We start from the raw sequence: 25,161 nt of genomic DNA on the forward strand, positions 1-25,161 counted from the left end.
AGGGGCTCACGCGAATCGGCGCCCGGCGGTACCGTCGTCACGAGTTGATGTTCGTGTGCGGGGGAGGCGATTCGGGTGAGCGAGACCGGCGGTGCGGTGACCGGGACGATGAGGATTCCGAAGGTGGACGGGTTCGCGGGATGGCCCGCGGAGGACTTGTCCAAGAAGGAGGGCAAGGACCTTCGGGCACGCGTCCCGCGCAGCGTGCACGCGTCGTTCGACGCGGACGGCGACCGCCCGGACGCGTTGACGGCGGTGAAGGAGTCCAGCCGCGGCCGCCTCGCCGAGCTCACCCCGATAAGGGTGGGCAGGATGGCGGCCACGCCCTTCGCCTTTTTGCGCGGTTCGGCCGGCCTGATGGCGTACGACCTGGCGCGTACGCCGGTGACGGGCATCGGCGCGCAGATCTGCGGCGACGCCCACGCGGCCAACTTCGGCCTGTACGGGGACGCGCGGGGCGGCCTCGTCATGGACCTGAACGACTTCGACGAAACGGTGCACGGGCCCTGGGAGTGGGACCTCAAGCGTCTCGCGACCTCGCTGGTGCTCGCCGCACGTGAGGCGGGAGCGGACGAGGACACGTGCCGCAAGGCCGCCCACTTCGCGGCCGGCTCCTACCGGCGCACGATGCGGCTGCTCGCCAAGCTCCCGGCCCTGGACGCGTGGAACGCCATCGCGGACGAGGAGCTGGTCTCGCACGCCGACGCACACGACCTGCTCGGCACGCTGGAGCGGGTCTCGGAGAAGGCGCGGGGCAACACCAGCGGGCGGTTCGCGGCGAAGTCCACCGAGGAGGTGGAGGGCGGCGGGCGCCGGTTCGTCGACGCCTCTCCCGTGCTGCGTCGCGTCCCGGACGCCGAGGCCGCCGCGGTCGCGCTGTCGCTGGAGGAGTACCTGGGCACGCTCTCCGAGGACCGCCGCCCTCTCCTCGCGAGGTACGCGGTGCACGATGTCGCCTTCCGCGTGGTCGGCACGGGCAGCGTGGGCACGCGTTCGTACGTGGTGCTGCTGCTGGACCACCGCGAAGAGCCGCTCGTCCTCCAGGTGAAGGAGGCCCGTACGTCCGTCCTGGTGCCGCATCTGGAGACGGTCGGCTTCGCGGTGCCGGAGGTGGCGCACGAGGGCCGCCGGGTCGTCATCGGCCAGAAGCGCATGCAGGTCGTCAGTGACAACCTCCTCGGCTGGACCTCCGTCGAGGGGCGCCCGTTCCAGGTGAGGCAGTTCCGCAACCGCAAGGGCAGCGTCGATCCCGCGGCGCTGGCAGCGGACCAGGTGGACGACTACGCGCGGATGACGGGGGCGCTGCTGGCGCGGGCACACGCCCACAGTGCCGATCCGCGGCTGGTCGCGGGCTACTGCGGCAAGAGCGAGGAGCTGGACGAGGCGGTCGCCTCCTTCTCGATGGCGTACGCGGACCGCACCGAGGCCGACCACGCGGAGCTGGTGGCAGCCGTGCGCGCGGGGCGGATCGCGGGCGAGCTGGGGGTCTGAACGGCAACGGGCGGGCTCGTGCATCGGCGTCGGGAGCCTCCGCGGCGGTGAGCCTGTACGCCGGGGGCCCTGCGTGCCGGCGAGCCGGTATCCGCCGTGGAGGTGGCGGGCAGAGCCTGAGGGCTGGGACCTGGGCGGCGGGGATTTTCAACGGTGGCCAGGCGGGGGTGAGGAACCGGCGGCAGGGGCGAAAGCCCTTGTCCGAGGGAGCTCCGGGTGGCCGGTGGGGCCGTGGCCTAGGCTGGTCGGGTGACGACCCCGGAAGCTGATCAGTCCCCGTCCGAGCCGCCGTCCGAGCCCTCTGCGGAGCCGGTCGCCGGTGAGCCGAGCGCTGGGGAGGCGGTCGCCGAGGAGGCGCACGTCGAAGCGGAGGCCGAGGCATCCGTCAGGACCGGCGCCGAATCGAGCGCCTCCGCGTCGACGGGCGCGGGCAGGAGCCACGAACCAGCCGAGGGCGGACCAGCGGAGGACGAGCCCGTAAGCGGTGCCGGGGGCGATGAGGCGGAGCGGCCCGAGGCGCGCCTGGAGCGGGCCGTGCGTGCGGCCGAGCAGGCGCTGATCGAGTTCGAGATCGCCGTGGAGACGTTCCGGGTCGAGGTGGAGAACTTCTCCCGGCTGCACCACCAGCGGCTCGGGCCGATGTACTCGCGGCTCGACGAGCTGGAGGCACAGATCGCCGAAGCGCGTGCCGCGAGCACCGGCGACCCGGAGGACGTGCGCAAGGCGCAGGAGGCCCGGGCCCGGGTCATGCCGATGCCGGGGATCGAGGAGCTGTTCCACGACTGGCTCGACTCGGACGGGCTGTCCGCGGAAGCCTCGGCGATGCTCACCGAGCAGCCCGTGCGTCCACCGCAGCGGGTGCGGCCGAGCGACGAGGCCCGCAAGCTCTACCGGGAGCTCGTCCGCAAGGCGCACCCCGACCTGGCGCAGGACGACACGGAGCGCGCGCGGCGCGACGAGTTCATCGCTCGTGTCAACGCCGCCTACGGCCGTGGGGACGAGGCCCTGCTCCGGGAGCTGTCCGAGGAGTGGGCGGCCGGTCCTGTGCCCGAGGAGTGGCGGCCGAGTCGCAGCGAGGAGCTCTACGTCCGTCTGGAGTGGCTCGCCCAGCGCAAGGAACTGCTGGCGCTCGTCGCCCGCGACCTGGAGGAGAGCGCGATCGGCGCGATGCTCAAGATCGCGCCGGACGACCCCGACCGGCTGTTGGAGGAGATCGCCGAGCAACTGCTCACACAGGTCGGCGAGCGGGAGGCGGAGCTGGCGGGGCTGCTCGGCAGCGGTGCCTGAGAAGGGTTCGCCGGGGGCGTGGCCGGCGCCGGGCGCGTGGCCGGCTTCGGCAGCGGCGGCACAAGGCGGGGGCGGACGGCAAGCCGCAGGCGTCTGAGTGGTCGGCCGCGGTCGGTCGTGGCCGGCTTCCGGATGCGTCCCTGCTTCCGGAACGCGGTGGTGGCCGGGGCCCCTGGCGGGTGGGATTGCCGGGCGGATCCGCGGCTCTGTGGAACGGGCCGGTCGGGTAGCGTCGGGGACATGAGTTTCGGAGCTGGTGTGCCCACGGTCGAGGTCGGGGATCTCGCGGACGGAGACTTCCTGCTGGACGTCCGGGAGGACGACGAGTGGCAGGCGGGTCACGCCCAGGGGGCACTGCACATCCCCATCAGTGAATTCGTTGCGCGGTACGGCGAGTTGACCGAAGCGGCGCCGCAGGACGGCAGGGTCAACGTGATCTGCCGCTCGGGTGGCCGGTCGGCGCAGGTCGCGATGTACCTCAGCCAGCAGGGCGTCGACGCGGTGAACGTCGACGGCGGCATGCAGGTCTGGGCGGCCACGGGCCGCCCCGTGGTGAACGCGGAGGGGCAGCCGGGGTTCGTGCTGTAGCGAACTCCGGGCGGCGGGCGGCCTTCGGTCACCCCAGCGTGTGCGCCGCCAGAAGGTCCCCCAGGGCCTCCTCGTGTGCTGCCGCCGGGCCGAGCGAGAGTTCCAGCTGCTTGGCCCAGGCGTGGTACCGGTGCAGTGGGTAGTCGGTGTCCGCGCCGAATCCCCCGTGCAGATGCTGTGCGGTCTGCACGACACGGCGTACGCCCTCGGAGGCCCAGATCTTGGCGACGGCCACGTCACCGGACGCGGGCAGGGGCCCGCCCGCCCCCGTGCTGATCCGCCACGCGGCCTGCCAGAGGGTGGCCTCCATCGCGCGCAGATCGATGTAGCGGTCGGCCGCCTGCACGGCCACCGCCTGGAACGTGGCGACCGGGAACCCGAACTGCTCCCGCTTGCTGGTGTATTCGCTCGTCATCCTGAGTACGCCCTCACCCAGGCCGAGCGCCAGCGCGCACGTCCCGGTGGCGAGGAGGTCCCGCAGCCGTTCCCAGGCGCCATCGGCTTCGATGACGTCTCGGACGGGGACGCGTACGGAATCCAGGCGGAGTTCGCCGAGTCGCTCTCCCGACGTCGAGATCTGTTCGGCGAACGTCGCGCCCTCGTGGACGCGGGGTACGAGGGCGAGCACCGAGCGGCCCGAGCCGCTGCTCAGGGCGGGGACGAGGACGAAGTCGGCGTTCTGCGCCCAGGGCACCGCCGTCTGCAGTCCGTCCAGGACCCAGGTATTGCCCTCCTGCCGTGCGGTCACGGCGAGTTCGGCGCTGTCATGGCCGGTGCGCCCGTTCGCGGCGACCGTCAGGACCAGCTCGCCCCGGCCGGTCCGCGCGAGGAGATCGGCTTTCAACTCCTCGCCGCCGTACGCCTGTACGACGACGGCGGCCGCCGTGTTCTCCAGCAGCGGCACCCGGGCGAGCACCCTCGCCGACTCCCGCAGCACCAGGCACAGCGCGATGGCGTCCAGACCGGCGCCGCCGTGGCGGGGGTCGAGCAGCAGGCTCAGCAGGTCCGCGTCGGCGAGCCGGGCCCACAGGACGCGGTCGAAGTCGTCCGCGACGGCTCCAGCGGTGAGCGCGGGACTGGGCACGCCGTCCGGCGCGACCCCCGCGAGGACCGCCTTCGCCGCCTCCACGGCCGCCTGCTGTTCCTCGGTGAAGGTGAAGTCCACGGTCCCGTCCTCCCGGCTGATCCGATTGATCGGTTCGATCGCTTGATCCGTTGAGTCGACCTGGCGGAACGTCAAGATAGAACAGGTTCTAGAAGAAGGGAACGGGGATGGGCCGGTCGTCGTCCCTTTACGGCAAGGAGCGCGAGAGAAGGCGCCGACCGATCGTTCGGTACGTTCGATTCGGGGGCAGAGCGGAGCCGTAAGGTGTCCACCGCTGTGGACGGCCGGTGGCCGCTGTGCCCCCTGGGGCTGTGCCGGACGGGTGGGTCTGAGTACCGTTCCGGTGCGGCCGTCGCGGGACGGGCGACGACAGTCGGGCAGACATGGGGAAACGGGTGGGGATGGACGCGTACGACGAGGGCTCGAACGCCCGGCCCGTGCCGCGCGAGCCCGCGGCCACCGCCCCCGGCACCCCTCCGCCGGACGGCCGGGCGGCCCCGGGGGACGGTTCCGCCGGGGTCCCGCATCAGCTCGGTGACCCGGTGCACGAGCCGACTGCGCATGATCACGGGGTGCACGAGCCGGCTGCGTACGGCCACGCGGCGCACGATTCGGTGGTGCTCGATTCAGTGGTGCGCGACCCGGTGGTGCACGACTCGTTGGCTTACGGCCAAGGGCCGCCCGCCCCTGTCTCCCGCCCGGCCGGATCGCCTCCCTCCGCGGACGCCCCTCCCTCCGGTGGCATCGCCGCTCTCTCCCTTCCCTTCCAGATCGCCGCCGCGCTCGCGCTCGCGTTCGTCGCGGTGGTCGCCTGTGTGCACATCGGCATGGTGTTCCTGCATGTGGCGCCGTCGAACACGGTCACCAAGCAGCACGGGCAGGCGATAGACGAATGGGTCTACCCGGAGTTCGAGCAGAACTGGAAGCTCTTCGCGCCCAATCCGCTGCAGCAGAACATCGCGGTCCAGGTCCGTGCCGACGTACGGGCCGTGGACGGCTCCATCAGGACCACCCGCTGGTACGACCTCTCCGCGCTGGACGGCCGGGCCATCGACGGCAATCTGCTGCCCAGCCACACCCAGCAGAACGAACTGCGCCGGGCCTGGGACTTCTTCGTGGCCACGCACGACACCGCGAACCGCCCGAACGGCCTGCGCGGCGACCTCTCCGAGCGCTATCTGCGCCGGATCGTGGTCCTGCGCCTGGACCGCGAGGAGGCGGGCGGCCGAGGGGCGGTCATCCAGCAGGTCCAGGTCCGCTCGCGTACGGCCAACGTGCCGCCGCCGGAGTGGAGCCGCGAGCAGGTGTCCGACAAGCCCGTCCTGCGGCAGCTGCCCTGGTGGCCGGTGTCGAAGACCGACCGGGCGGCCGGGACGCGGCCCGCGGACTCCACGGAGACGGCGGGGAACGCGCGATGAGCAACCACGACAGCACTCCACCGGGTACGCCGGACGAGACCGATCCGCCGAGCCCGCCGGAGAACACCACGCCTGCGAGCAGACCCGCAGGCTCGCCGGCCGTCTCCGTCCCACCGGGCCCGCCGGACGCCTCCGTCCCACCGGGCCCGCCGGACGCCTCCGCCCCGGCGGGCACCCCCGGACAGGGTCCCTCCATGGGTGCTCCTGGACGACTCCCCGTGACCGCTCCCTCGGGCACCCCCGGCCGCGCCCCGCTCGGCGCCCCCGCCGACACCCCTGTCGGCGCCCCGGCAGGCACCCACGACCCCCACCGGATGCGCAGCCTCGGACGGGAGCGGCTGGCCGGGCGGATCAGTCGTTTCGATCGCAAGCACCGGCTCGACCGGACGTTGGCGCAGGTCGTCTCCCGTCTCACCGGCCGGGCGCTCGGGCCGTACCAGACCGCGGTGATCAGGATCGGCTTCGCCGCGACCTGGCTGCTCTTCCTGCTCCGGGAGTTCCCGCACCGGCAGGAGATGTACGGGCCCGACGGCCCCTGGAGCTGGGACCTCGCCCAGCAGCTCACCGCGAGCAACCACGCCTTCACGGCCCTGATGTGGTCCGGCAGTCAGGTCTGGTTCGAGATCGTCTTCCTGCTCGCCGTGCTGTCGAGCGCCCTGTTGCTGCTCGGCTGGCGCACCCGCACCATGTCCGTGCTCTTCCTGGTCGGCGTGCTCTCCCTCCAGAACCGCAGCATCTTCATGGGGGACGGCGGCGACAACGTCATCCACCTGATGGCGATCTATCTGGTGTTCACGCGCTGCGGCCAGGTGTGGTCACTGGACGCGCGGCGCGAGCGCCGGGCGGCGGGGGCACGCGCGCGCGAAGGACGATTCCCCCCGGACCGGGTCGGTCCCGCCCTGTGGGCCGTGCTCGGTCTCCTCCTGGCGGCCGCCACGCTCGCCGGGAAGATCGACAGCGGTCTGTTCGGCGGCTGGCGGACGGTCTACTGGGGTCTGTGGGCCGCCCAGGCCCTGTGGTGGCTGGCGGGCCGGTACACCCGCAGGAGCGTCCAGCCGCGCGTCTTCCTCGACGTCGTCGCCAACCTCGTCCACAACGCCGCGCTCTTCGTGATCATGGCCGAGGCGTGTCTGATCTACGCGACCGCCGGCTGGTACAAGATCCAGGGATCGCGCTGGCAGGACGGCACGGCCGTCTACTACCCGCTGCACCTGGACTACTTCTCCCCCTGGCCGGCCCTGTCCGACCTCCTGTCCGCACACGGCACGCTGGTCATGCTCGTCACGTACGGGACGGTGGCCGTGCAGGTCGCCTTCCCGTTCACACTGTTCAACCGGCGGGTGAAGAACGTCCTGCTCGCGGCCATGATGACCGAGCACGCCGTGATCGCCGTCGTGCTGGGCCTGCCGTTCTTCTCGCTCGCGATGATCGCCGCCGACGCGGTCTTCCTGCCGACGTCCTTCCTGCGCCGGCTGGGCGGCTGGGCGGCACGCGCGCGTGGAGGGCTGTCGTCCCGCCTCGGCCGTGCGCTTCCGCGCCCGCGCAAGGAGCGCAGGAAGCGGGAGGAGGACGAGGAACAAGCCCCGCGCTCCCCGGAGCCGGCCGAGCACCCGCACGTAGGCTTCACGGCATGAGGGACCCCCGCGACCCCGAGCCCGTCGCCGCCTGGCACCGGCTCGCCGACACCGCCGTACTACTGGACGGCTTCCACACCCTCAAGCACGCGGTGCGTTTCCGGGCCGACGTCCCGGTGGCGGTCACCACCGACCGGCAGGCCGCGCTCGCTCTCGCCGACGAGCTGGCTCCGGACGTACGGGACACGCTGGACGCCCTCCTGACGGAGGTGCCGGAGGCCACGTACCGGGAGCTCGTCCCGCGCCCGCACCCCACCGCGGTGGCCGCCCTGGCGGTACGTCCCTCGCGCGAGGCCAACCTGCGGGCGCTGGCCCGCACCCCGCGCACCGCGCCCGTGGTCGTCCTCGACCAGCCGCGCAACCTCGGGAACGCCGGAGCGGTGATCCGCCTCGCGGCCGGCTTCGGCGCGACCGGGGTCGTCACCACCGGCACGCTCGATCCGTGGCATCCCACGGTCGTGCGCGGCGGAGCGGGCCTGCACTTCGCCACGGCCGTAGAGCGCCTGGCCGTGGAAGAGCTGCCGACCGGACCGGTGTTCGCACTGGACCCGGAGGGCGCGGACATCCGGGAGCTGAAGCTCCCGGACGACGCCGTCCTCGCCTTCGGTTCGGAGCGCAGTGGCCTGTCCGGCGAACTGCGTGCGCGCACCGACCACCTGGTGTCCCTGCCGATGAAGCCCCAGGTGTCCAGCTACAACCTCGCCACCAGCGTGGCGATGACCCTCTTCCACTGGAGTGCCTCGTAGGCGCACTCCACTGCCACTGGCAGTGCCACGGCCACGGCGCGGGTCGTCCGTGGCCGTACGCGCGGTTCCCCGCGCCTGCGGGGGCGCTCACGCCTCCTTGCGGACCTCCACCACGCGGAAGCGGTTGGCCACGAACGCCCCGTCGCACAGCGCCGAGTTGGCGGCCGGGTTGCCGCCCGAGCCGTGGAAGTCCGAGAAGGCGGCCGTCTGGTTGACGTACACCCCCCCGGTCAGGTTCAGCGAGAGCTGGGCCGCCTCGTCCAGGCACGCCTCCCGCACGGCCTCCTCGACCTCGTCCGAGGTCGTGTACGCGCCGACGGTCATCGCGCCCTTCTCACGGACGGTCCGCCGCAGCAGCTGCACGGCGTCCGCCGCCGAGTCGACCGCGACGGCGAAGGACACCGGCCCGAAGCACTCGCTCATGTAGGCGGCCTGGTCGTCCGGCTTGCCGCCGTCGAGCTTCACGATCACCGGCGTACGGACCACCGCGTCCGGGAACTCCGGGTTGTCGATCTCCCGTGAGGCGAGGGCGACCTCGCCGAGCCCGGCCGCGGCCTCCAGACGGGCCTTCACGTCCGGATTCACGAGCGCGCCCAGCAGGGCGTTCGCCCGGGCGTCGTCGCCGAGGAGCCCGTCGACGGCCCTCGCGAGGTCGGCGACCACCTCGTCGTACGACTTGGGGCCCTCCTCCGTACGGATGCCGGCGCGCGGGACGAGGAGGTTCTGCGGGGTCGTGCACATCTGGCCGCTGTAGAGGGACAGGGAGAAGGCGAGGTTCGACAGCATTCCCTTGTAGTCGCCGGTCGACTCCACGATCACCGTGTTGACGCCGGCCTTCTCCGTGTAGACCTGCGCCTGGCGGGCGTTGGCCTCGAGCCAGTCGCCGAACTCCGTCGAACCGGTGTAGTCGATGATCCGGATCTCGGGGCGGGTGGCCAGGGTCTTGGCGATGCCCTCGCCGGGCCGCTCGGCGGCCAGTGCCACCAGGTTCGGGTCGAAGCCCGTCTCGGCGAGCACCTCGCGGGCCACCTGGACGGTGAGCGCCAGCGGCAGCACCGCGCGCGGGTGGGGCTTCACCAGTACGGCGTTGCCCGTGGCCAGCGAGGCGAACAGGCCCGGATAGCCGTTCCACGTGGGGAAGGTGTTGCAGCCGATCAGCAGTGCGACGCCGCGCGGCACCGGCGTGAACTGCTTGGTCAGCGCGAGCGGGTCACGCTTGCCCTGCGGCTTGGTCCACTCGGCGTTGTCGGGGGTGCGGACCTGCTCCGCGTACGCGTACGCCACCGCCTCCATGCCGCGGTCCTGGGCGTGCGGGCCGCCGGCCTGGAACGCCATCATGAAGGCCTGGCCGCTGGTGTGCATGACCGCGAGCGCGAACTCGTGCGTACGGTCGCTGATCCGCTTGAGGATCTCCAGACACACCACCGCGCGCGCCTGAGCGCCCGCGTCGCGCCACGCGCGCTGCCCGGCGCGCATGGCGGGCAGCAGGGTGTCGACGTCCGCGTGCGGGTAGGTGACCCCCAGCTCGATCCCGTACGGCGAGACCTCGCCGCCCACCCAGTCGTCGGTGCCGGGCTGTCCGAGGTCGAGGCGGCTCCCGAGCAGGGCGTCGAAGGCGGCCTTGCCCTCGGTCATCCCCAGGCTGCCGTTCTCCCCGTAGGCCTTGGGGTGCTCGGGGTGCGGCGACCAGTACGCGCGCGTGCGCATCGCTTCCAGCGCCTGGTCAAGGGTGGGCCGGTGCTTGGCGATGAGCTCGTGCGCGGTCGGTGCGGCGGCCATGCGGGACCAACTCCTCGTTTCACGAACTCTTCGTCGAGCTCATGACCTGGGCAGAAACAGCCGGACAGAGTTAGAGTAACCGAACGATCGGTCGGGACAAGGGGGTCCGCTGAACCTGTGGAAAACCCCGTGCGGGAGGATCGCGAGCATGACAGCACTCGACCTCGCCGGCCCCGTGGCCGTCGTCGGCACCGGCACCATGGGCCAGGGCATCGCCCAGGTCGCGCTCGTCGCGGGCCACCCTGTGCGGCTGTACGACACCGCGCCCGGCCGTGCCCGGGCGGCGGCCGAAGCGATCGGCGTCCGCCTCGACCGGCTCGTCGAGAAGGACCGGCTGACCGGCGCCGAGCGGGATGCCGCCCGCGCCCGGCTGCGCCCCGCCGAAAGCCTCGCCGACCTCGCCGACTCCGGGCTGGTCGTCGAGGCCGTCCTGGAGCGGCTGGACGTCAAACAGCAGCTGTTGCGCGAGCTGGAGGACATCGTCGCGGACGACTGCCTGCTCGCCACCAACACCTCCTCCCTGGCGGTGACCGCGATCGGCGGCGCCCTGCGCAACCCCGGCCGTTTCGTGGGGCTGCACTTCTTCAACCCCGCGCCGCTGCTGCCCCTCGTCGAGGTCGTCTCCGGGTTCGCGACCGACGTCACGTCGGCCACGCGCGCGTACGAGCTGGCCCGTGCCTGGGGGAAGACCCCGGTCGCCTGCGCCGACACCCCCGGCTTCATCGTCAACCGCATCGCGCGGCCCTTCTACGCAGAGGCGTTCGCGGTCTACGAGTCCCAGGCCGCCGACCCCGCGACGATCGACGCGATCCTGCGCGAGTCGGGCGGCTTCCGGATGGGCGCCTTCGAACTGACCGACCTCATCGGCCAGGACGTCAACGAGTCCGTGACGCGCTCCGTGTGGGAGGCCTTCTTCCAGGACGTGCGCTTCACGCCCTCGCTGGCCCAGCGCCGACTCGTCGAGTCGGGCCGGCACGGCCGCAAGACGGGACAGGGCTGGTACGACCACGGGGCGGGGGCCGAGCGTCCCGAGCCGCACACCGCGGACAAGGCCCAGCCGCCCGCCTACGTCGTCGCCGAGGGTGACCTGGGCCCCGCCTCCGAGCTGCTCGCGCTGATCCGCGAGGCGGGCATCCAGGTCCGCGAGGACGAGGAGGACCACGGCACGCGCCTGGTGCTCCCCAGCGGCGGCCAGCTGGCCCTCGCGGACGGCCAGACCGCGGTCGAGTTCCGTGACGTCGTCTACTTCGACCTGGCGCTCGACTACCGGAGGGCCACCCGGATCGCCCTGTCCGGCTCGCAGGACACCCAGCCGCAGACCCTCGCCGAGGCGACCGGGCTCTTCCAGGCGCTCGGCAAGGACGTCAGCGTCATCGGGGACGCCCCCGGCATGATCGTCGCCCGTACCGTGGCGCGGATCGTGGACCTGGCGCACGACGCCGTCTCCAAGGGCGTGGCCACCGAGGAGGACGTCGACACGGCGATGAGGCTGGGCGTCAACTACCCGCTGGGTCCCTTCGAATGGTGCCGCAGGCTCGGCAAGACCTGGGCGCACGACCTCCTGGAGGAACTGCACCTGCGGGAACCCTCGGGCCGCTACGCACCCTCTCTCGCCCTCTACCGCCACGGGCACGCCGCCGACAAGCGGGAGGGCACCTCATGACCACCGCCAAGCGCGACACCTACACCCCGGAGACGCTGCTCTCCGTGGCGGTGCGGGTCTTCAACGAGCGTGGTTACGACGGCACCTCCATGGAGCACCTGTCCAAGGCGGCCGGCATCTCCAAGTCGTCGATCTACCACCACGTCACGGGCAAGGAGGAGCTGCTGCGCCGGGCCGTCAGCCGGGCGCTCGACGGCCTCTTCGGGATCCTCGACGAGGAGCACGCGCGCGTGGGGCGTGCCGTGGAGCGCCTGGAGTACGTCACCCGGCGCATGGTCGAGGTGCTCACCGCCGAGCTGCCGTACGTGACCCTGCTGCTGCGGGTGCGCGGCAACACCGACACCGAGCGGTGGGCCCTGGAACGGCGCCGGGACTTCGACCACGAGGTGGCCGCCCTCCTGAAGGCGGCGGCCGCCGACGGGGACGTACGCGGTGACGTGGAGGTCCGGCTCGCGACCCGGCTGGTCTTCGGGATGATCAACTCGATCGTCGAGTGGTACCGCCCGGACGGGCGGGGCATGGGCGAGCGCGAGGTCGCCGACGCGGTGGTGCTGATGGTCTTCGGGGGACTCCGGCAGCAGGGCTGAGCCGGGTACCTGGAGGGCCCGCGGGTCGGCGTCTCGGGCTTCCGGGAGCCGCGGGCCGGGCGGACGGGCGGACGGCCCCCGGCCGTCCTGCGGCGGCTCCTGGCCGCCTGCGCGGCTCCCTGCCCCACCGCCGGCCCAGCGCCCTCCCCGTGGCTCCAGGAAAGCCGCTCAAGGCCCGCCCTGAGGGCGTGCGCCCGATCACCCCTGCGGTTCCAGGTCCTCCTCCTCGAACACCAGGAGCGTCCTCGTGCTGAGCACCTCGGGGATGGCCTGGAGCCGGGTGAGCACCAGCTCGCGCAGCGCCCTGTTGTCCGGCGTGTGCACCAGGAGCAGGACGTCGAAGTCGCCGCCCACCAGCGCGATGTGCGACGCCCCGGGGAGCAGCCTGAGCTGCTCGCGCACGGTGCGCCAGGTGTTCTGAACGATCTTGAGAGTGATGTACGCCGAGGTGCCGTGCCCCGCCCGCTCATGGTCGACACGGGCACCGAAACCGCGGATCACGCCGTCCTCGACGAGGCGGTTGATGCGCGCGTAGGCGTTGGCGCGGGAGACGTGGACCCGCTCGGCCACGGACCGTATCGAGGCACGGCCGTCCGCCTGGAGCATCTGCAGGATGTCCTGGTCGGTGGAGTCGAGCGGGCGCGGCGGCGGCAGGGCGGTCCCGGCCTCCGGCCCCTCGGCCATTTGTTCAGGTGCCATGTCCCCCCGCCTCCCTACCATGGACGTACTGCATCCATCTCAGGCTGTGGAGAACCGTTTGTCCACAGCCTGAAGGTGCCTGTAGCCAAAATGTGCCGACGACCGAACAATCGGTAGGTGAGGCGTGTCACTCACGGCAGGCCTCTCGAAGTCGCTCCCACGAGGAGGTGCCGACATGACGGTCCTGGAGCAGCGAGGCGCATACCGGCCCACGCCGCCGCCCGCCTGGCAGCCCCGCACCGACCCAGCGCCGCTGCTGCCCGACGCGTCACCCCACCGCGTCCTCGGCACCGAGGCGGCCGAGCGGGTCGACCCGGGACTGCTGCGCCGTCTGTACGCGGAGCTGGTGCGCGGCCGTCGGTACAACGCGCAGGCCACCGCCCTCACCAAGCAGGGCCGCCTCGCCGTCTACCCCTCCTCCACGGGCCAGGAGGCCTGCGAGGTCGCCGCCGCGCTCGTCCTCGAGGAGCGGGACTGGCTCTTCCCGAGCTACCGGGACACCCTCGCCGCCGTCGCCCGGGGCCTCGACCCCGTACAGGCGCTGACCCTCCTGCGCGGCGACTGGCACACCGGCTACAACCCCCACGAGCACCGCATCGCCCCCCTGTGCACTCCGCTCGCCACCCAGTTGCCGCATGCCGTGGGCCTCGCGCACGCAGCCCGCCTCAAGGGCGACGACGTGGTCGCGCTCGCGCTGGTCGGCGACGGCGGCACCAGCGAGGGCGACTTCCACGAGGCGCTGAACTTCGCCGCCGTGTGGCAGGCCCCGGTGGTCTTCCTGGTGCAGAACAACGGCTTCGCGATCTCCGTCCCGCTCGCCAAGCAGACCGCCGCCCCTTCCCTGGCCCACAAGGCCGTGGGGTACGGAATGCCCGGCAGGCTGGTCGACGGGAACGACGCCGCCGCCGTGCACGAGGTACTCAGCGAGGCGATCGCCCACGCACGCGCGGGCGGCGGTCCCACGCTCGTGGAGGCGGTGACGTACCGCATGGAGGCCCACACGAACGCCGACGACGACAAGCGCTACCGCGGGGACGAGGAGGTCGAGGCCTGGCGTGCGCACGACCCGATCGCACTCCTGGAGCGCGAGCTGACCGATCGTGGACTGCTCGACGAGGACGGGATGCGGGCCGCGCGGGAGGACGCCGAGGCGATGGCCGCGGACCTGCGCGAGCGCATGAACCAGGACCCGGCGCTCGACCCCATGGACCTCTTCGCGGAGGTCTACGCCCAGCCGACGACGCAACTCCTGGAGCAGGAAGCCATGTTGCGGGCCGAGCTGGACGCCGAGGCGCGTCAGCACGAGGACGAGCCGGAAGGAAACACGCGATGACCACCGTCGCGGTGAAGCCGGCCACCATGGCGCAGGCCCTCGGACGGGCCCTGCGCGACGCGCTGGCCGACGACCCGACCGTCCACGTCATGGGCGAGGACGTCGGCGCCCTGGGCGGCGTCTTCCGCGTCACCGACGGGCTCGCGAAGGAGTTCGGCGAGGACCGGGTCACGGACACGCCGCTGGCCGAGGCGGGCATCCTCGGCACGGCGGTCGGCATGGCCATGTACGGGCTCAGGCCGGTCGTGGAGATGCAGTTCGACGCCTTCGCGTACCCCGCCTTCGAGCAGCTGATCTCGCACGTGGCCCGCATGCGCAACCGCACGCGCGGGGCGATGCCGCTGCCCATCACCGTGCGGGTGCCCTACGGCGGCGGTATCGGCGGCGTCGAGCACCACAGCGACTCCTCCGAGGCGTACTACATGGCGACTCCAGGGCTGCACGTCGTCACGCCGGCGACGGTCGCCGACGCCTACGGCCTGTTGCGCCAGGCCATCGCCTCCGACGACCCGGTCGTCTTCCTGGAGCCCAAGCGCCTGTACTGGTCGAAGGACTCCTGGAACCCCGACGAGCCGCAGGCCGTCGAGCCCATCGGCCGTGCGGTGGTCCGCAGGCCGGGCCGCAGTGCCACGCTCATCACGTACGGTCCGTCCGTGCCCGTCTGCCTGGAGGCCGCGGAAGCGGCCGGGGCCGAGGGCTGGGACCTCGAAGTCGTCGACCTGCGCTCCCTGGTGCCGTTCGACGACGAGACGGTCGCCGCGTCCGTGCGCCGTACCGGCCGGGCCGTCGTGGTGCACGAGTCGGGAGGCTTCGGCGGGCCCGGCGGGGAGATCGCCGCGCGCGTCACGGAGCGCTGCTTCCACCACTTGGAGGCGCCGGTGCTGCGCGTGGCCGGCTTCGACATCCCGTATCCGCCGCCGATGCTGGAGCGGCACCACCTGCCCGGCGTCGACCGGATCCTGGACGCCGTGGCGCGGCTGCAGTGGGAGGCGCAGAGCTGATGGCACAGGTCCTCGAATTCAAGCTGCCCGACCTCGGCGAGGGGCTCACCGAGGCCGAGATCGTCCGCTGGCTCGTCCAGGTCGGTGACGTCGTCGCCGTCGACCAGCCCGTCGTCGAGGTCGAGACGGCCAAAGCGATGGTCGAGGTCCCCTGCCCGTACGGGGGCGTGGTCACGGCCCGCTACGGCGACGAGGGAACGGAACTTCCGGTGGGCGCCCCGCTGCTGACGGTGGCGGTGGGAGCACCTGCTTCCGGAGCGCCCGACTTCGACGCGCCCGGCTCCGGCGGCGAGGGCTCGGGGAACGTGCTGGTCGGCTACGGCACGCAGGCGCCTCCGGCGCGCCGCCGCCGGGTACGGCCGCCCGCGTCCGGCGCGACTCCGGGCCACCGGTCACCGGGGGAGCCCGGCGGCGCGCATGCCGCGGGAGTGGGAGTGGGAGCGGGGCGGGTCGAGACCGGGACCGGCGCCGGGGGCGGAGCAGGAACAGGACCCGGTGAAGGCCGTTTCGTCGGGCGTCCGGAACGGGATCGGGCTGTCGCCGCGGCGCCCGCCGGTTCCGGCGCTGCCGCGTCCGGTGCGGTCGCCCGAAACGCCGTACGGGAACGGCGACCGCTCGTCGACGGGGCCGGTGTCGATTCGCCGCGCCGGAGCGACGGGCCCGTGCCGGTGATCTCCCCGCTCGTGCGCCGGCTGGCCCGCGAACACGGGCTCGACCTGCGGGCGCTGGCGGGATCGGGGCCCGACGGGCTGATCACGCGCGCCGACGTGGAGCACGCCGTTCTCAGCGGTGCGGCCACCGCGAGCGCCCCGCCCGTCGAGCGGAGTCAGGCGGCGCCGGCCACCGCGGCACCCGCGCGCGCGTCAGGCACCCGCATCCCCCTCAAGGGCGTCCGCGGTGCCGTCGCCGACAAGCTCTCCCGGAGCCGCCGCGAGATCCCCGACGCGACCTGCTGGGTGGACGCCGACGCCACGGAACTGATGCACGCGCGCGTGCGGATGAACGAGGCCGGCGGGCCGAGAATCTCCCTCCTCGCGCTCCTCGCCCGCGTTTGCACGGCCGCGCTCGCCCGCTTTCCCGAGCTCAACTCGACGGTCGACATGGACGCCCGCGAGGTCGTACGGCTCGACGAGGTGCACCTCGGGTTCGCCGCACAGACCGAGCGCGGACTCGTCGTGCCGGTGGTCAAGGACGCCCACGCGCGCGGCGCGGAGTCGCTGAGCGCGGAGTTCGCCCGGCTCACCGAGTCGGCCCGCACCGGGAAGCTCACACCGGCGGAACTCACCGGCGGCACCTTCACGCTGAACAACTACGGGGTGTTCGGCGTCGACGGCTCCACTCCGATCATCAACCACCCCGAGGCGGCCATGCTCGGCGTCGGCCGGATCGTCCCCAAGCCCTGGGTGCACGAGGGCGAGCTGGCGGTGCGGCAGGTCGTGCAGCTCTCGCTCACCTTCGACCACCGGGTGTGCGACGGCGGAACGGCCGGCGGTTTCCTGCGGTATGTGGCGGACTGCGTGGAACAGCCGGCGGTGCTGCTGCGGACCCTGTGACCTCCTGGGCCCCTCCGGCCCCGCCACCACCCCCGTCCACATGCTGTGCGCGGGGGTGGAAATGATCCACCGGACGCTCATACTCGGGGGGTGACCGCGTCCGAGCCTCCCAACGCGCCCGGTTCCGGCCCCCTCGGGTCCTCCGGTTCCTCCGGCGCACCCGCTACGGAAAGCCATGACGCCGTCGTGCTCGCCGGCGGCGCCGCCCGCCGCCTCGGAGGCGCCGACAAACCGGGCGTACGCGTGGGAGGCCGCGCACTGCTCGACCGGGTCCTCGCCGCCTGCTCCGGCGCGGCCACCACCGTGGTCGTCGCCGAGCCCCGGCCCACCGCCCGCCCGGTGACGTGGGCCCGCGAGGACCCGCCCGGCGCGGGCCCGCTCGCCGCACTGGACGCCGGACTGCGGCACACCACCGCCGAGTACGTCGTGGTGCTCTCCGCCGACCTCCCGTTCCTGGACAGGGAGACGGTGCGGAGGCTGCTGACCGCTCTTCACGAGACGGACGGCGAGGGCGTGTTGCTCACCGACACGGGCGGCCGCGACCAGCCTCTCGTGGCCGCGTACCGTGGTTCGGCCCTGCGACGCGAGCTGGCGGTCCTGCGCGCCGAGCACGGTGAACTGACCGGCCTGCCGCTGCGACGGCTCACCGGCGCGCTCGAACTGACCCGTATCACCGACCCCGTCGCGTCCTTCGACTGCGACACCTGGGACGACATCGCCGCCGCCCGGGCACGTATCAGGGAGCATGGGCACGTGTTGGACGAATGGATTACCGCAGTCAAGGACGAACTGGGCATCGACCTGGACGTCGACACCGGCACCCTGCTCGACCTCGCCCGCGACGCCGCCCACGGCGTGGCCCGTCCGGCAGCCCCGCTGACGACGTTCCTCGTGGGGTACGCGGCGGGCCGGGCCGGGGGTGGCCCGGAGGTGGTCGCGGAGGTCGCGCGCAAGGCTGAGGCGCTGGCGCTGCGATGGGCTGCGGAGGCGGAGGCGGAGACCGACGTCACGGCGACCCCGCCGGGCACGGACCCCACGCGGGCGCCCGGGACCCGTGCCACCGCCGCTCCCGGCACCGGTGACGCCCCAGCCGCCCGCCCCGCCGGTGACGTCCGGCCGGACGCCGGATGACCGCCTCGGGGCAGTACGAGGAGGTCGACTTCGACGTCGACGAGGCCCTCGCCCTGGCCAAGGAAGGCGGTGCCAAGGTGCCCGACGACTCCGGAACGGCCGGAGCCCCCCGCTCCGTCCCTTCGCCGTCCCCGCAGGACGGCAGCCGGAAGGACAGCACTGGGCACCACACCGCCACGCCCTGGCCGAAGGCCCGTGTCATCGCGGAGCGAGCCCCGCGCCGTCCCGACGCCCCGGTCTCCGTCACCCTGGAGGCCGCGCTGGGCCTCGTCCTTGCCGCTCCGCTCGGCGCTCTCACGGACCTGCCGTCCTTCGACACGTCCGCGATGGACGGCTGGGCGGTTGCCGGGCCCGGCCCGTGGGACGTCCGGGCCGAAGGAGTGCTCGCCGGTCACGACCAGCCGGAACCGCTCACCGACGGCGAGGCGGTCCGGATCGCCACCGGCGCGCGCATCCCCCTGGATGTCACCGCCGTGATCCGCAGCGAGCACGGCCGCACCGACGAGAAGGGCCGGCTGCACGCGACCCGGGACGTCGTGCCGGGTCAGGACATCCGCCCCCGCGGCCAGGAGTGCCGTTCCGGCGACCCCTTGTTGCCGTCGGGCACGCTGGTCACCCCGGCCGTGCTCGGGCTCGCCGCCGCCGCCGGGTACGACACCGTCTCCGCCCTCCCCCGACCGCGTGCGGAAGTCCTGGTCCTCGGCGACGAGTTGCTCACCGAGGGCCGGCCGCACGACGGGCTGATCCGGGACGCGCTCGGACCGATGCTGCCGCCCTGGCTGCGCGCCCTCGGCGCGGACGTCATCGCGGTGCGCAGGCTCGGCGACGACGCCGAGGCGCTGCGCAAGGCCATCAAGAACTCCGACGCCGACCTGGTCGTCACGACCGGTGGCACCGCCGCCGGCCCTGTCGACCACGTCCACCCCGTCCTGCGCCGCATCGGCGCCGAACTGCTGGTGGACGGTGTCAAGGTGCGCCCCGGGCACCCGATGCTCCTGGCACGTCTCAAGGAGGGCCGGCACCTCGTCGGTCTGCCGGGCAATCCGCTCGCCGCGGTCTCCGGCCTCCTCACGCTCGCCGAGCCGCTGCTGCGCACCCTCGCGGGACGCGCGGCCCCGGAGCCGTACACGCTGCCCCTCCAGGACGCCGTGCACGGTCACCCGTACGACACCCGGCTGATTCCCGTCGTGCTGCGTGGGGACCGGGCCGTGCCGCTGCACTACAACGGACCGGCCATGCTGCGGGGCATCGCCGTGGCCGACGCGCTCGCCGTCGTCCCGCCCGGCGGTGCGCGGCCCGGCCAGGAACTGGAGATCCTCGACCTGCCCTGGGCGATGGCCGGGATCGGGGTGTGTTTCACGTGAAACTTCCGGGCCAAGACGCGATCGCCCGACAGGCGGACGAACGCCTAGTCACCCATCGGGTGAAGCTGCCCCGGCAACGGGTGGAACGCCCCCTGCGCCAGGTCACCAAGCGGGTCGTCATCGCGCTGCTGGTGCTGGTCGGCACGGCCTTCATCGTCTATCTCGACCGTGACGGCTACAAGGACAGCTCGGACGGGCCGGTCGACCTGCTCGACTCGTTCTACTACGCGACCGTCACTCTCTCCACCACCGGATACGGCGACATCACCCCGGTCAGCGACGGCGCCCGCTTCACCAACATCTTCCTGATCACGCCGCTGCGCGTGCTCTTCCTGATCATCCTGGTCGGCACCACTCTCGAAGTTCTCACCGAACGCACCCGGGAGGAATGGCGACTGAACCGCTGGAGGGCCGCTTTGAGGGAGCACACCGTTGTCATCGGGTTCGGCACCAAGGGCCGCTCGGCGATCCAGACCGTGTGCGCGACGGGGCTGAAGAAGGAGCAGGTCGTGGTCGTCGACCCCAGCTCCAAGGTGATCGAGGCGGCGACGGCCGACGGTTTCGCGGGGGTGGTCGGCGATGCCACGCGCAGTGACGTCCTGATCCGGGCCGAGGTGCAGCGGGCCCGGCAGATCATCATCGCGACACAGCGCGACGACACCGCCGTGCTCGTCACGCTGACGGCCCGGCAGCTCAACCGCAAGGCGAAGATCGTGGCCGCCGTGCGTGAGGAGGAGAACGCGCCGCTGCTGAAGCAGTCCGGCGCCGACGCCGTCATCACCAGCGCGAGCGCGGCCGGCCGCCTGCTCGGGCTCTCCGTGCTCAGCCCCAGCGCGGGCATGGTCATGGAGGACCTCATCCAGCAGGGCAGCGGACTCGACATGGTCGAACGGACCGTCATAAAGGCCGAGGTCGGCAAGAGCGTCCGCGAGATCGAGGACCTGGTGGTGAGTGTCGTACGAGGGCACCGCGTGCTCGGCTACGACGACCCGGCCATCGGGAAGGTGCAGTTGACGGACCGTCTGATCACCATCGTGCGGGTCAGCCCGCACACCCAGGTCGCGCCGGACATGCGGCCGCTGCCCCACGACTGAGTGCCCGGGCCCCCGCCCCGGCGGCTGCCGGGAGTAGCCTCGCCCGCATGCGAGCGATCACGATTCCTGAACCTGGTGGGCCCGAGGCGCTGGTGTGGGACGAGGTCCCGGATCCGGTGCCCGGAGAGGGCGAAGTGCTGGTCGAGGTGGCGGCGAGCGCGGTGAACCGCGCCGATCTGCTCCAGCGGCAGGGGTTCTACGACCCACCGCCCGGCGCGTCCCCCTACCCCGGACTCGAGTGCTCCGGACGGGTCGCCGCCCTCGGACCCGGTGTCTCGGAGTGGACCGTCGGGGACGAGGTGTGCGCGCTGCTCTCGGGCGGCGGGTACGCGGAGAAGGTGGTGGTCCCGGGCGGGCAACTGCTGCCCGTGCCCGAGGGCGTCGGCCTGGACAGGGCGGCCGCGCTGCCCGAGGTGACCTGCACGGTCTGGTCCAACGTCTTCATGATCGCCCACCTCCGCCCCGGCGAGACGCTCCTGGTGCACGGCGGAGCGAGCGGTATCGGCACCATGGCGATCCAGCTGGCCAAGGCCGTCGGTGCGAAGGTCGCCGTCACCGCGGGCAGCAAGGCGAAGCTGGACTTCTGCGCCGAACTCGGCGCGGACGTGCTCATCAACTACCGCGAGCAGGACTTCGTCGAGGAGATCAAGGCCGCCACCGAGGGGGCGGGCGCCGACGTCATCCTCGACAACATGGGCGCCAAGTACCTCGACCGCAACGTCAAGGCCCTCGCGGTCAACGGACGTCTCGCGATCATCGGCATGCAGGGCGGCATCAAGGGCGAGCTGAACATCGCGACGCTCCTCAGCAAGCGCGGCGCCGTCACCGCGACCTCGCTGCGGGCCCGCCCGGCCGGTGAGAAGGCGACGATCGTCGCGGCCGTACGGGAGCACGTGTGGCCGTTGGTCTCCGCCGGGCACGTGCGTCCGGTGGTCGACCGGGAGCTGCCCATGAGCGAGGCGGCCGCGGCGCACCGGGTGCTGGAGGAGAGCGGCAACATCGGGAAGGTGCTGCTCACCCTGGCGTAGCGAGCGGTGCTCGGCCCTCGACAGGGTTCCGGCTCCGCCCCGTTCTTCGGGGGCGGAGCCGTTCCCGTGCCGCCTCAGCTCCGGCGCGTACGCAGCGCGAGGAACGCGAGGCCCAGGCCGAGACCGATGAGGACCAGTCCGCTGCCGAGGGGCAGCACCCGGAGGACGGGTTCCGAGGTGCGCACGGGGTGGTCGGCGGCCTCGTGCGCGTCCACCGGGCGGTCGGGCCGCTCGGTGGGTGCAGCGGTGTCCGCGGAGGGCGACTCGGGAGCGACGGAGGCCCCCGGGCTCCTCCGGCCCGCTGAGCTGTCCGGGTGAGCCGCCGCGCTGTCCTCGTCCGTCGGTGTCGCCTCCCGCCCGGGGCGCTCACGTCCCTCTCCCGCACGGCTGCCGGCACGCGACTCGGCGGGGCCGGGCTCGTACGCGGCCGCATGCGGTGTGTCCACGGGACCCGCCAGCAGGAACAGCAGCAGGCCGGTCACGCGAAGTGTGCTGAGCCATGGAGCCACGTCGGTGACCCCCTCCCGGTACGGAGAAGCCAAGACCAACGGCATCAGCCTCACACGGGGTGTCCGGACGGGCATCTCGGCCTCACCGTCCGTAACCCTCGGTGAAACGTTGGCTCATAGGGGTGTATGGGGTACAGGTCGGTCATGTCGATACGCCATGGTCTGCTGGCGCTCCTGGAGCGCGGTCCCCGCTACGGGGCGCGACTGCGCACCGAGTTCGAGGCCCGCACCGGCTCGACCTGGCCGCTGAACATCGGCCAGGTCTACACGACCCTCGCCCGCCTGGAGCGGGACGGTCTGGTCGTACAGCAGGGCGCGGACGAGGCGGGACACGTGCTGTACGCGCTGACGGACGAGGGCGGGGCCGAGCTGCGGTCCTGGTTCACCCGCCCCGTCGAGCGTACGAACCTGCCGCGCGACGAACTGGCGATCAAGCTGGCCATGGCGGTCGGGGCACCGGGAGCGGACGTACGGGCGATCGTGGAGGCACAGCGGCGGCATCTGTCGGAGGCCATGCACGCCCACACCCGGCTCAGGGCGCGGGCGCTCGCGGAGGCTCCCGCGCACCGCGACGAGGTGGCCCGGCTGCTCGTCCTGGAGCACCTGATCTTCCGGGCGGAGGCCGAGATCCGCTGGCTGGACCACTGCGAGGCCCGTCTGCTGCGGCTCGCGGAGGCGGCGGCCACGGAGCCGCCGCCTCCGCCGGCGCCGTCCTCCTGACGCGGAGCGCCGGTCCCTACAGGGTGGATCACGCTCGGAAGGGGGCAGCAGAGTGAGGAGGTGTACGCGTGCGAGAGAATGGCGGCATGGAGATGCCGAGGAACGAAAGGTCGCCGGAGAACCCTCAGATCCTGGTCGTAGGCCAGGACGGGATGGCTCTCGGCGGCGGTGGAGACGAGGACTCCCGTGAGGTCCCGGTGACGGAGATGGTGGAACAGCCCGCCAAGGTCATGCGCATCGGGAGCATGATCAAGCAGCTGCTCGAGGAGGTGCGTGCCGCACCTCTGGACGAGGCGAGCCGGGTCCGGCTCAAGGAGATCCACGCCAGCTCGGTCAAGGAGCTGGAAGACGGTCTGGCCCCCAATCTCGTCGAGGAACTGGAGCGGCTGTCCCTGCCGTTCACCGACGAGGGAATCCCTTCCGACGCCGAACTGCGGATCGCACAGGCCCAGCTGGTCGGCTGGCTGGAGGGCCTCTTCCACGGGATCCAGACCACCCTGTTCGCCCAGCAGATGGCGGCCAGGGCCCAGCTGGAGCAGATGCGCCGGGCGTTGCCCCCGGGTACCGGCGGCGGCGAGGAGGAGCTGGACCCGCGGGCGGGCGGCCGCACGGGCGGTCCGTACCTGTAGGCCCTCACGACGCGCGGACGGCGCGGTAGACACGGGCGCCACAGGCGTCACGGAAAACGCAGGCAACGCAGACGATTCCTGGAGAGCGGCCAGACGGAAGGGGCCCGGCATTCCTGCCGGGCCCCTTCCGTGTGTGCGGGCGACGGGATCAGGCGGGGTTGCCCGTCGACACGTAGAGCTGGATCTTGGGCATGTCCTTGGGGTCGACGTCCGTGTCCGCCTCGGGGATCTGGGTCATGACGGTCCCCTCCCCGTAGGCGTTCTCGTTCACCGACTTGGACTCGTACTGCCAGCCCGCCGCCTGGAAGCACGCCTTCACGGACTCGATGTTCTTGAACTTGAAGTCCGGGACCTTGATCTTGTCGGCGTCGTCGTACGACTCGTCGGGCTCCGTGCAGACGGTCTTGTCGATCTTCTTCGTGGTGTCCGGCCCCTTGTGCCCGGCGACCTCCTCGGTGGCCGACGCCTGGGCGCTCTCGGAGGCCTCCGCCTTCTTGTCGTCCTCCCCGCCGCCCAGGGTCAGCGCGGCGATCAGCCCGCCGATGGCGACGAGCGCGACGACGATCGAGCCCACGATCACCGGCATGTTGCTCTTGCCGCCGCCACCGCCGGAGGGCGCCGAGGCCTGCGGGGACATCGTGTAAGGCGGCGGGGTCGACAGGCCCTGCTGCGGGGAGTACGCGGCGGTCTGGGGCGGCGTCTGGTAGCCGCCCTGCTGCGGATAGCCGTACGACGGAGCGGGCGTGTGCGAGGGCGCCGGAGTCGGCGGACCGTAGGGGCCGGGCTGGTACGGCGTCTGCACGCTCCCCTGCGGTGCCTGGACCGACTGGTCGACCGGCGGGAACACCGCGGAGCCCACACCGGCGCCGCTCGACGTCTGCACGCCCGGCACGATGCTCGGAGGCGCGGCCTGGAAGGACTGGGCGACGCGCAGGCACTCGTCGCGCATCGACTCGGCGTTCACGAAACGCTCGTTCGGGTTCTTCTTCAGCGCGCGGGCGATCAGGGCGTCCACGGCGGGCGGCAGCGAGCGGTTGATCGAGGAGGCCGTGACGGGCGTCTCCTGGACGTGCGCGTACGCGATCGCCAGCGGCGAGTCCGCTTCGAACGGCAGCCGTCCGGTGACCAGTTGGAACAGCATGATGCCCACGGAGTACAGGTCGGAGCGGGCGTCGACACCGCGGCCGAGGGCCTGCTCCGGGGAGAGGTACTGGGGGGTGCCGACGACCATGCCGGTCTGGGTCATCGACGTCACACCGGACTGCATGGCGCGGGCGATGCCGAAGTCCATCACCTTGACCACGCCGCGCTTCGTCATCATGACGTTGCCCGGCTTGATGTCGCGGTGGACCAGGCCCATCTCGTGGCTGATCTCCAGAGCGGCCAGCACGTCCGCGGTGATCTTCAGGGCCTTGTCGGCGGGCATCGCGCCGTGCTGCGTGACGTCCTGGTCGAGGACCGAGCCGAGCGGGCGGCCCTCGACGTACTCCATGACGATGTACGGAGTCGTCACCCCGTCGAGGTCGTCCTCGCCGGTGTCGAAGACCGAGACGATGTTCGTGTGTGAGAGCTTCGCCACCGACTGGGCCTCGCGGCGGAAACGCTCACGGAAGGCCTGCTCACGCCCGAGGTCGGTGTGCAGCGTCTTGATCGCGACCTGTCGGTCGAGCACCGAGTCGTACGCGAGATGCACCGAGGCCATGCCGCCTTCGCCGAGCAAGTCGCGCAGTTGGTAGCGCCCGCCGGCGACCGAGCGCCCCACGTACCGGCCATGTGCGCCGTCCTGGCTCATCTTTCTGCGT

At 72.4% G+C, this 25,161-nt stretch carries 22 protein-coding genes; 17 read left to right on the forward strand and 5 right to left on the reverse strand.

Translation table 11 applies throughout. From position 1 onward, the window contains the following. Positions 1–108: 108 nt before the first annotated feature. The 3 genes from O1Q96_RS01890 to O1Q96_RS01900 all read left to right on the forward strand — a co-directional run bounded on the left by O1Q96_RS01890 (position 109) and on the right by O1Q96_RS01900 (position 3,366). Complete coding sequence (locus O1Q96_RS01890; protein ID WP_269253430.1) at positions 109–1,491, forward strand: DUF2252 domain-containing protein; 1,383 nt, start codon at positions 109–111, stop codon at positions 1,489–1,491. A gap of 249 nt (positions 1,492–1,740) precedes the next feature. Then, complete coding sequence (locus O1Q96_RS01895) at positions 1,741–2,778, forward strand: J domain-containing protein (RefSeq protein ID WP_269246542.1); 1,038 nt, start codon at positions 1,741–1,743, stop codon at positions 2,776–2,778. A gap of 258 nt (positions 2,779–3,036) precedes the next feature. Beyond that, positions 3,037–3,366 (forward strand): rhodanese-like domain-containing protein, encoded by a 330-nt coding sequence (locus tag O1Q96_RS01900; protein WP_269253431.1) that lies wholly within the window; start codon positions 3,037–3,039, stop codon positions 3,364–3,366. A gap of 28 nt (positions 3,367–3,394) precedes the next feature. Here O1Q96_RS01900 and O1Q96_RS01905 read toward each other — a convergent pair whose 3' ends face one another. Further along, positions 3,395–4,531 (reverse strand): acyl-CoA dehydrogenase family protein, encoded by a 1,137-nt coding sequence (locus O1Q96_RS01905; protein WP_269246543.1) that lies wholly within the window; start codon positions 4,529–4,531, stop codon positions 3,395–3,397. 341 nt (positions 4,532–4,872) lie between these two features. On the opposite strand from O1Q96_RS01905, the gene O1Q96_RS01910 reads away from it, so the two are divergent. From O1Q96_RS01910 to O1Q96_RS01920, 3 genes are all read left to right on the forward strand, one after another. Next, a complete protein-coding gene (locus O1Q96_RS01910) occupies positions 4,873–5,889 on the forward strand; it encodes a DUF5819 family protein (protein WP_269253432.1) in 1,017 nt (338 codons plus the stop codon). A 314-nt stretch (positions 5,890–6,203) separates the two neighbouring features. Then, positions 6,204–7,523, forward strand: coding sequence for an HTTM domain-containing protein (locus O1Q96_RS01915; protein ID WP_419587033.1), 1,320 nt, complete (start codon positions 6,204–6,206; stop codon positions 7,521–7,523). Beyond that, entirely contained in the window at positions 7,520–8,269 is a 750-nt protein-coding gene (locus O1Q96_RS01920; RefSeq protein WP_269246544.1) for a TrmH family RNA methyltransferase, read from the forward strand. Before O1Q96_RS01915 ends, O1Q96_RS01920 begins: the two co-directional genes overlap by 4 nt. An 87-nt stretch (positions 8,270–8,356) precedes the next feature. Here O1Q96_RS01920 and paaN read toward each other — a convergent pair whose 3' ends face one another. Further along, positions 8,357–10,048, reverse strand: a complete 1,692-nt coding sequence (gene paaN, locus O1Q96_RS01925; RefSeq protein ID WP_269246545.1) for a phenylacetic acid degradation protein PaaN — start codon at positions 10,046–10,048, stop codon at positions 8,357–8,359. Positions 10,049–10,196: 148 nt separating this feature from the next. On the opposite strand from paaN, the gene O1Q96_RS01930 reads away from it, so the two are divergent. Beyond that, positions 10,197–11,711 (forward strand): 3-hydroxyacyl-CoA dehydrogenase, encoded by a 1,515-nt coding sequence (locus tag O1Q96_RS01930; RefSeq protein ID WP_217457882.1) that lies wholly within the window; start codon positions 10,197–10,199, stop codon positions 11,709–11,711. Further along, entirely contained in the window at positions 11,708–12,298 is a 591-nt protein-coding gene (locus O1Q96_RS01935; RefSeq protein ID WP_269246546.1) for a TetR/AcrR family transcriptional regulator, read from the forward strand. Before O1Q96_RS01930 ends, O1Q96_RS01935 begins: the two co-directional genes overlap by 4 nt. 198 nt (positions 12,299–12,496) lie before the next feature. Here O1Q96_RS01935 and O1Q96_RS01940 read toward each other — a convergent pair whose 3' ends face one another. Beyond that, on the reverse strand, positions 12,497–12,982 hold the full coding sequence (locus O1Q96_RS01940) for an Lrp/AsnC family transcriptional regulator (protein ID WP_269253434.1): 486 nt from the start codon (positions 12,980–12,982) through the stop codon (positions 12,497–12,499). Positions 12,983–13,172: 190 nt separating this feature from the next. Here O1Q96_RS01940 and pdhA point away from each other — a divergent pair, with 190 nt between their 5' ends. The 7 genes from pdhA (at position 13,173) to O1Q96_RS01975 (ending at position 21,501) form a co-directional block, all read left to right on the forward strand. Further along, a complete protein-coding gene (pdhA, locus tag O1Q96_RS01945) occupies positions 13,173–14,330 on the forward strand; it encodes a pyruvate dehydrogenase (acetyl-transferring) E1 component subunit alpha (RefSeq protein WP_269246547.1) in 1,158 nt (385 codons plus the stop codon). Beyond that, a complete protein-coding gene (locus tag O1Q96_RS01950) occupies positions 14,327–15,331 on the forward strand; it encodes an alpha-ketoacid dehydrogenase subunit beta (RefSeq protein WP_269246548.1) in 1,005 nt (334 codons plus the stop codon). The genes pdhA and O1Q96_RS01950 overlap by 4 nt, the downstream gene beginning before the upstream one ends. After that, positions 15,331–16,884: a dihydrolipoamide acetyltransferase family protein gene (locus O1Q96_RS01955; RefSeq protein WP_269246549.1), complete on the forward strand. Its 1,554-nt coding sequence runs from the start codon at positions 15,331–15,333 to the stop codon at positions 16,882–16,884. The genes O1Q96_RS01950 and O1Q96_RS01955 overlap by 1 nt, the downstream gene beginning before the upstream one ends. Positions 16,885–16,974: 90 nt before the next feature. Further along, on the forward strand, positions 16,975–18,015 hold the full coding sequence (locus O1Q96_RS01960; RefSeq protein ID WP_419586412.1) for an NTP transferase domain-containing protein: 1,041 nt from the start codon (positions 16,975–16,977) through the stop codon (positions 18,013–18,015). Next, on the forward strand, positions 18,012–19,379 hold the full coding sequence (locus O1Q96_RS01965; protein ID WP_269246550.1) for a molybdopterin molybdotransferase MoeA: 1,368 nt from the start codon (positions 18,012–18,014) through the stop codon (positions 19,377–19,379). Before O1Q96_RS01960 ends, O1Q96_RS01965 begins: the two co-directional genes overlap by 4 nt. After that, on the forward strand, positions 19,376–20,473 hold the full coding sequence (locus O1Q96_RS01970) for a potassium channel family protein (RefSeq protein WP_269246551.1): 1,098 nt from the start codon (positions 19,376–19,378) through the stop codon (positions 20,471–20,473). Before O1Q96_RS01965 ends, O1Q96_RS01970 begins: the two co-directional genes overlap by 4 nt. Before the next feature lie 47 nt (positions 20,474–20,520). After that, complete coding sequence (locus O1Q96_RS01975; RefSeq protein ID WP_269246552.1) at positions 20,521–21,501, forward strand: NAD(P)H-quinone oxidoreductase; 981 nt, start codon at positions 20,521–20,523, stop codon at positions 21,499–21,501. Between the two features lie 74 nt (positions 21,502–21,575). Here the strand turns inward: O1Q96_RS01975 and O1Q96_RS01980 are convergent, their stop codons facing one another. After that, the gene (locus tag O1Q96_RS01980; protein WP_269246553.1) at positions 21,576–22,043 is read right to left on the reverse strand and encodes a hypothetical protein; all 468 of its coding nucleotides are present in this window, start codon (positions 22,041–22,043) and stop codon (positions 21,576–21,578) included. A 111-nt stretch (positions 22,044–22,154) separates the two neighbouring features. Here O1Q96_RS01980 and O1Q96_RS01985 point away from each other — a divergent pair, with 111 nt between their 5' ends. Together O1Q96_RS01985 and O1Q96_RS01990 are read left to right on the forward strand one after the other, a co-directional pair. Beyond that, positions 22,155–22,730 (forward strand): PadR family transcriptional regulator, encoded by a 576-nt coding sequence (locus O1Q96_RS01985; RefSeq protein WP_269246554.1) that lies wholly within the window; start codon positions 22,155–22,157, stop codon positions 22,728–22,730. 86 nt (positions 22,731–22,816) lie between these two features. Then, the gene (locus O1Q96_RS01990) at positions 22,817–23,359 is read left to right on the forward strand and encodes a bacterial proteasome activator family protein (RefSeq protein WP_217455211.1); all 543 of its coding nucleotides are present in this window, start codon (positions 22,817–22,819) and stop codon (positions 23,357–23,359) included. A gap of 148 nt (positions 23,360–23,507) precedes the next feature. Here O1Q96_RS01990 and O1Q96_RS01995 read toward each other — a convergent pair whose 3' ends face one another. After that, positions 23,508–25,151: a protein kinase domain-containing protein gene (locus O1Q96_RS01995; RefSeq protein WP_269246555.1), complete on the reverse strand. Its 1,644-nt coding sequence runs from the start codon at positions 25,149–25,151 to the stop codon at positions 23,508–23,510. Positions 25,152–25,161: the final 10 nt, after the last annotated feature.

Source organism: Streptomyces aurantiacus, from assembly GCF_027107535.1.
Taxonomy (GTDB): Bacteria; Actinomycetota; Actinomycetes; order Streptomycetales; family Streptomycetaceae; genus Streptomyces.

Coding starts and splice junctions, on each gene's coding strand:
- O1Q96_RS01890 (WP_269253430.1), top strand. CDS start 109: ATGAGGATTCCGAAGGTGGACGGGTTCGCGGGATGGCCCGCGGAGGAC.
- O1Q96_RS01910 (WP_269253432.1), top strand. CDS start 4,873: ATGGACGCGTACGACGAGGGCTCGAACGCCCGGCCCGTGCCGCGCGAG.
- O1Q96_RS01915 (WP_419587033.1), top strand. CDS start 6,204: ATGCGCAGCCTCGGACGGGAGCGGCTGGCCGGGCGGATCAGTCGTTTC.
- O1Q96_RS01920 (WP_269246544.1), top strand. CDS start 7,520: ATGAGGGACCCCCGCGACCCCGAGCCCGTCGCCGCCTGGCACCGGCTC.
- paaN (WP_269246545.1), bottom strand. CDS start 10,048: ATGGCCGCCGCACCGACCGCGCACGAGCTCATCGCCAAGCACCGGCCC.
- O1Q96_RS01930 (WP_217457882.1), top strand. CDS start 10,197: ATGACAGCACTCGACCTCGCCGGCCCCGTGGCCGTCGTCGGCACCGGC.
- O1Q96_RS01935 (WP_269246546.1), top strand. CDS start 11,708: ATGACCACCGCCAAGCGCGACACCTACACCCCGGAGACGCTGCTCTCC.
- O1Q96_RS01940 (WP_269253434.1), bottom strand. CDS start 12,982: ATGGCCGAGGGGCCGGAGGCCGGGACCGCCCTGCCGCCGCCGCGCCCG.
- pdhA (WP_269246547.1), top strand. CDS start 13,173: ATGACGGTCCTGGAGCAGCGAGGCGCATACCGGCCCACGCCGCCGCCC.
- O1Q96_RS01950 (WP_269246548.1), top strand. CDS start 14,327: ATGACCACCGTCGCGGTGAAGCCGGCCACCATGGCGCAGGCCCTCGGA.
- O1Q96_RS01955 (WP_269246549.1), top strand. CDS start 15,331: ATGGCACAGGTCCTCGAATTCAAGCTGCCCGACCTCGGCGAGGGGCTC.
- O1Q96_RS01965 (WP_269246550.1), top strand. CDS start 18,012: ATGACCGCCTCGGGGCAGTACGAGGAGGTCGACTTCGACGTCGACGAG.
- O1Q96_RS01975 (WP_269246552.1), top strand. CDS start 20,521: ATGCGAGCGATCACGATTCCTGAACCTGGTGGGCCCGAGGCGCTGGTG.
- O1Q96_RS01985 (WP_269246554.1), top strand. CDS start 22,155: ATGTCGATACGCCATGGTCTGCTGGCGCTCCTGGAGCGCGGTCCCCGC.
- O1Q96_RS01990 (WP_217455211.1), top strand. CDS start 22,817: ATGGAGATGCCGAGGAACGAAAGGTCGCCGGAGAACCCTCAGATCCTG.
- O1Q96_RS01995 (WP_269246555.1), bottom strand. CDS start 25,151: ATGAGCCAGGACGGCGCACATGGCCGGTACGTGGGGCGCTCGGTCGCC.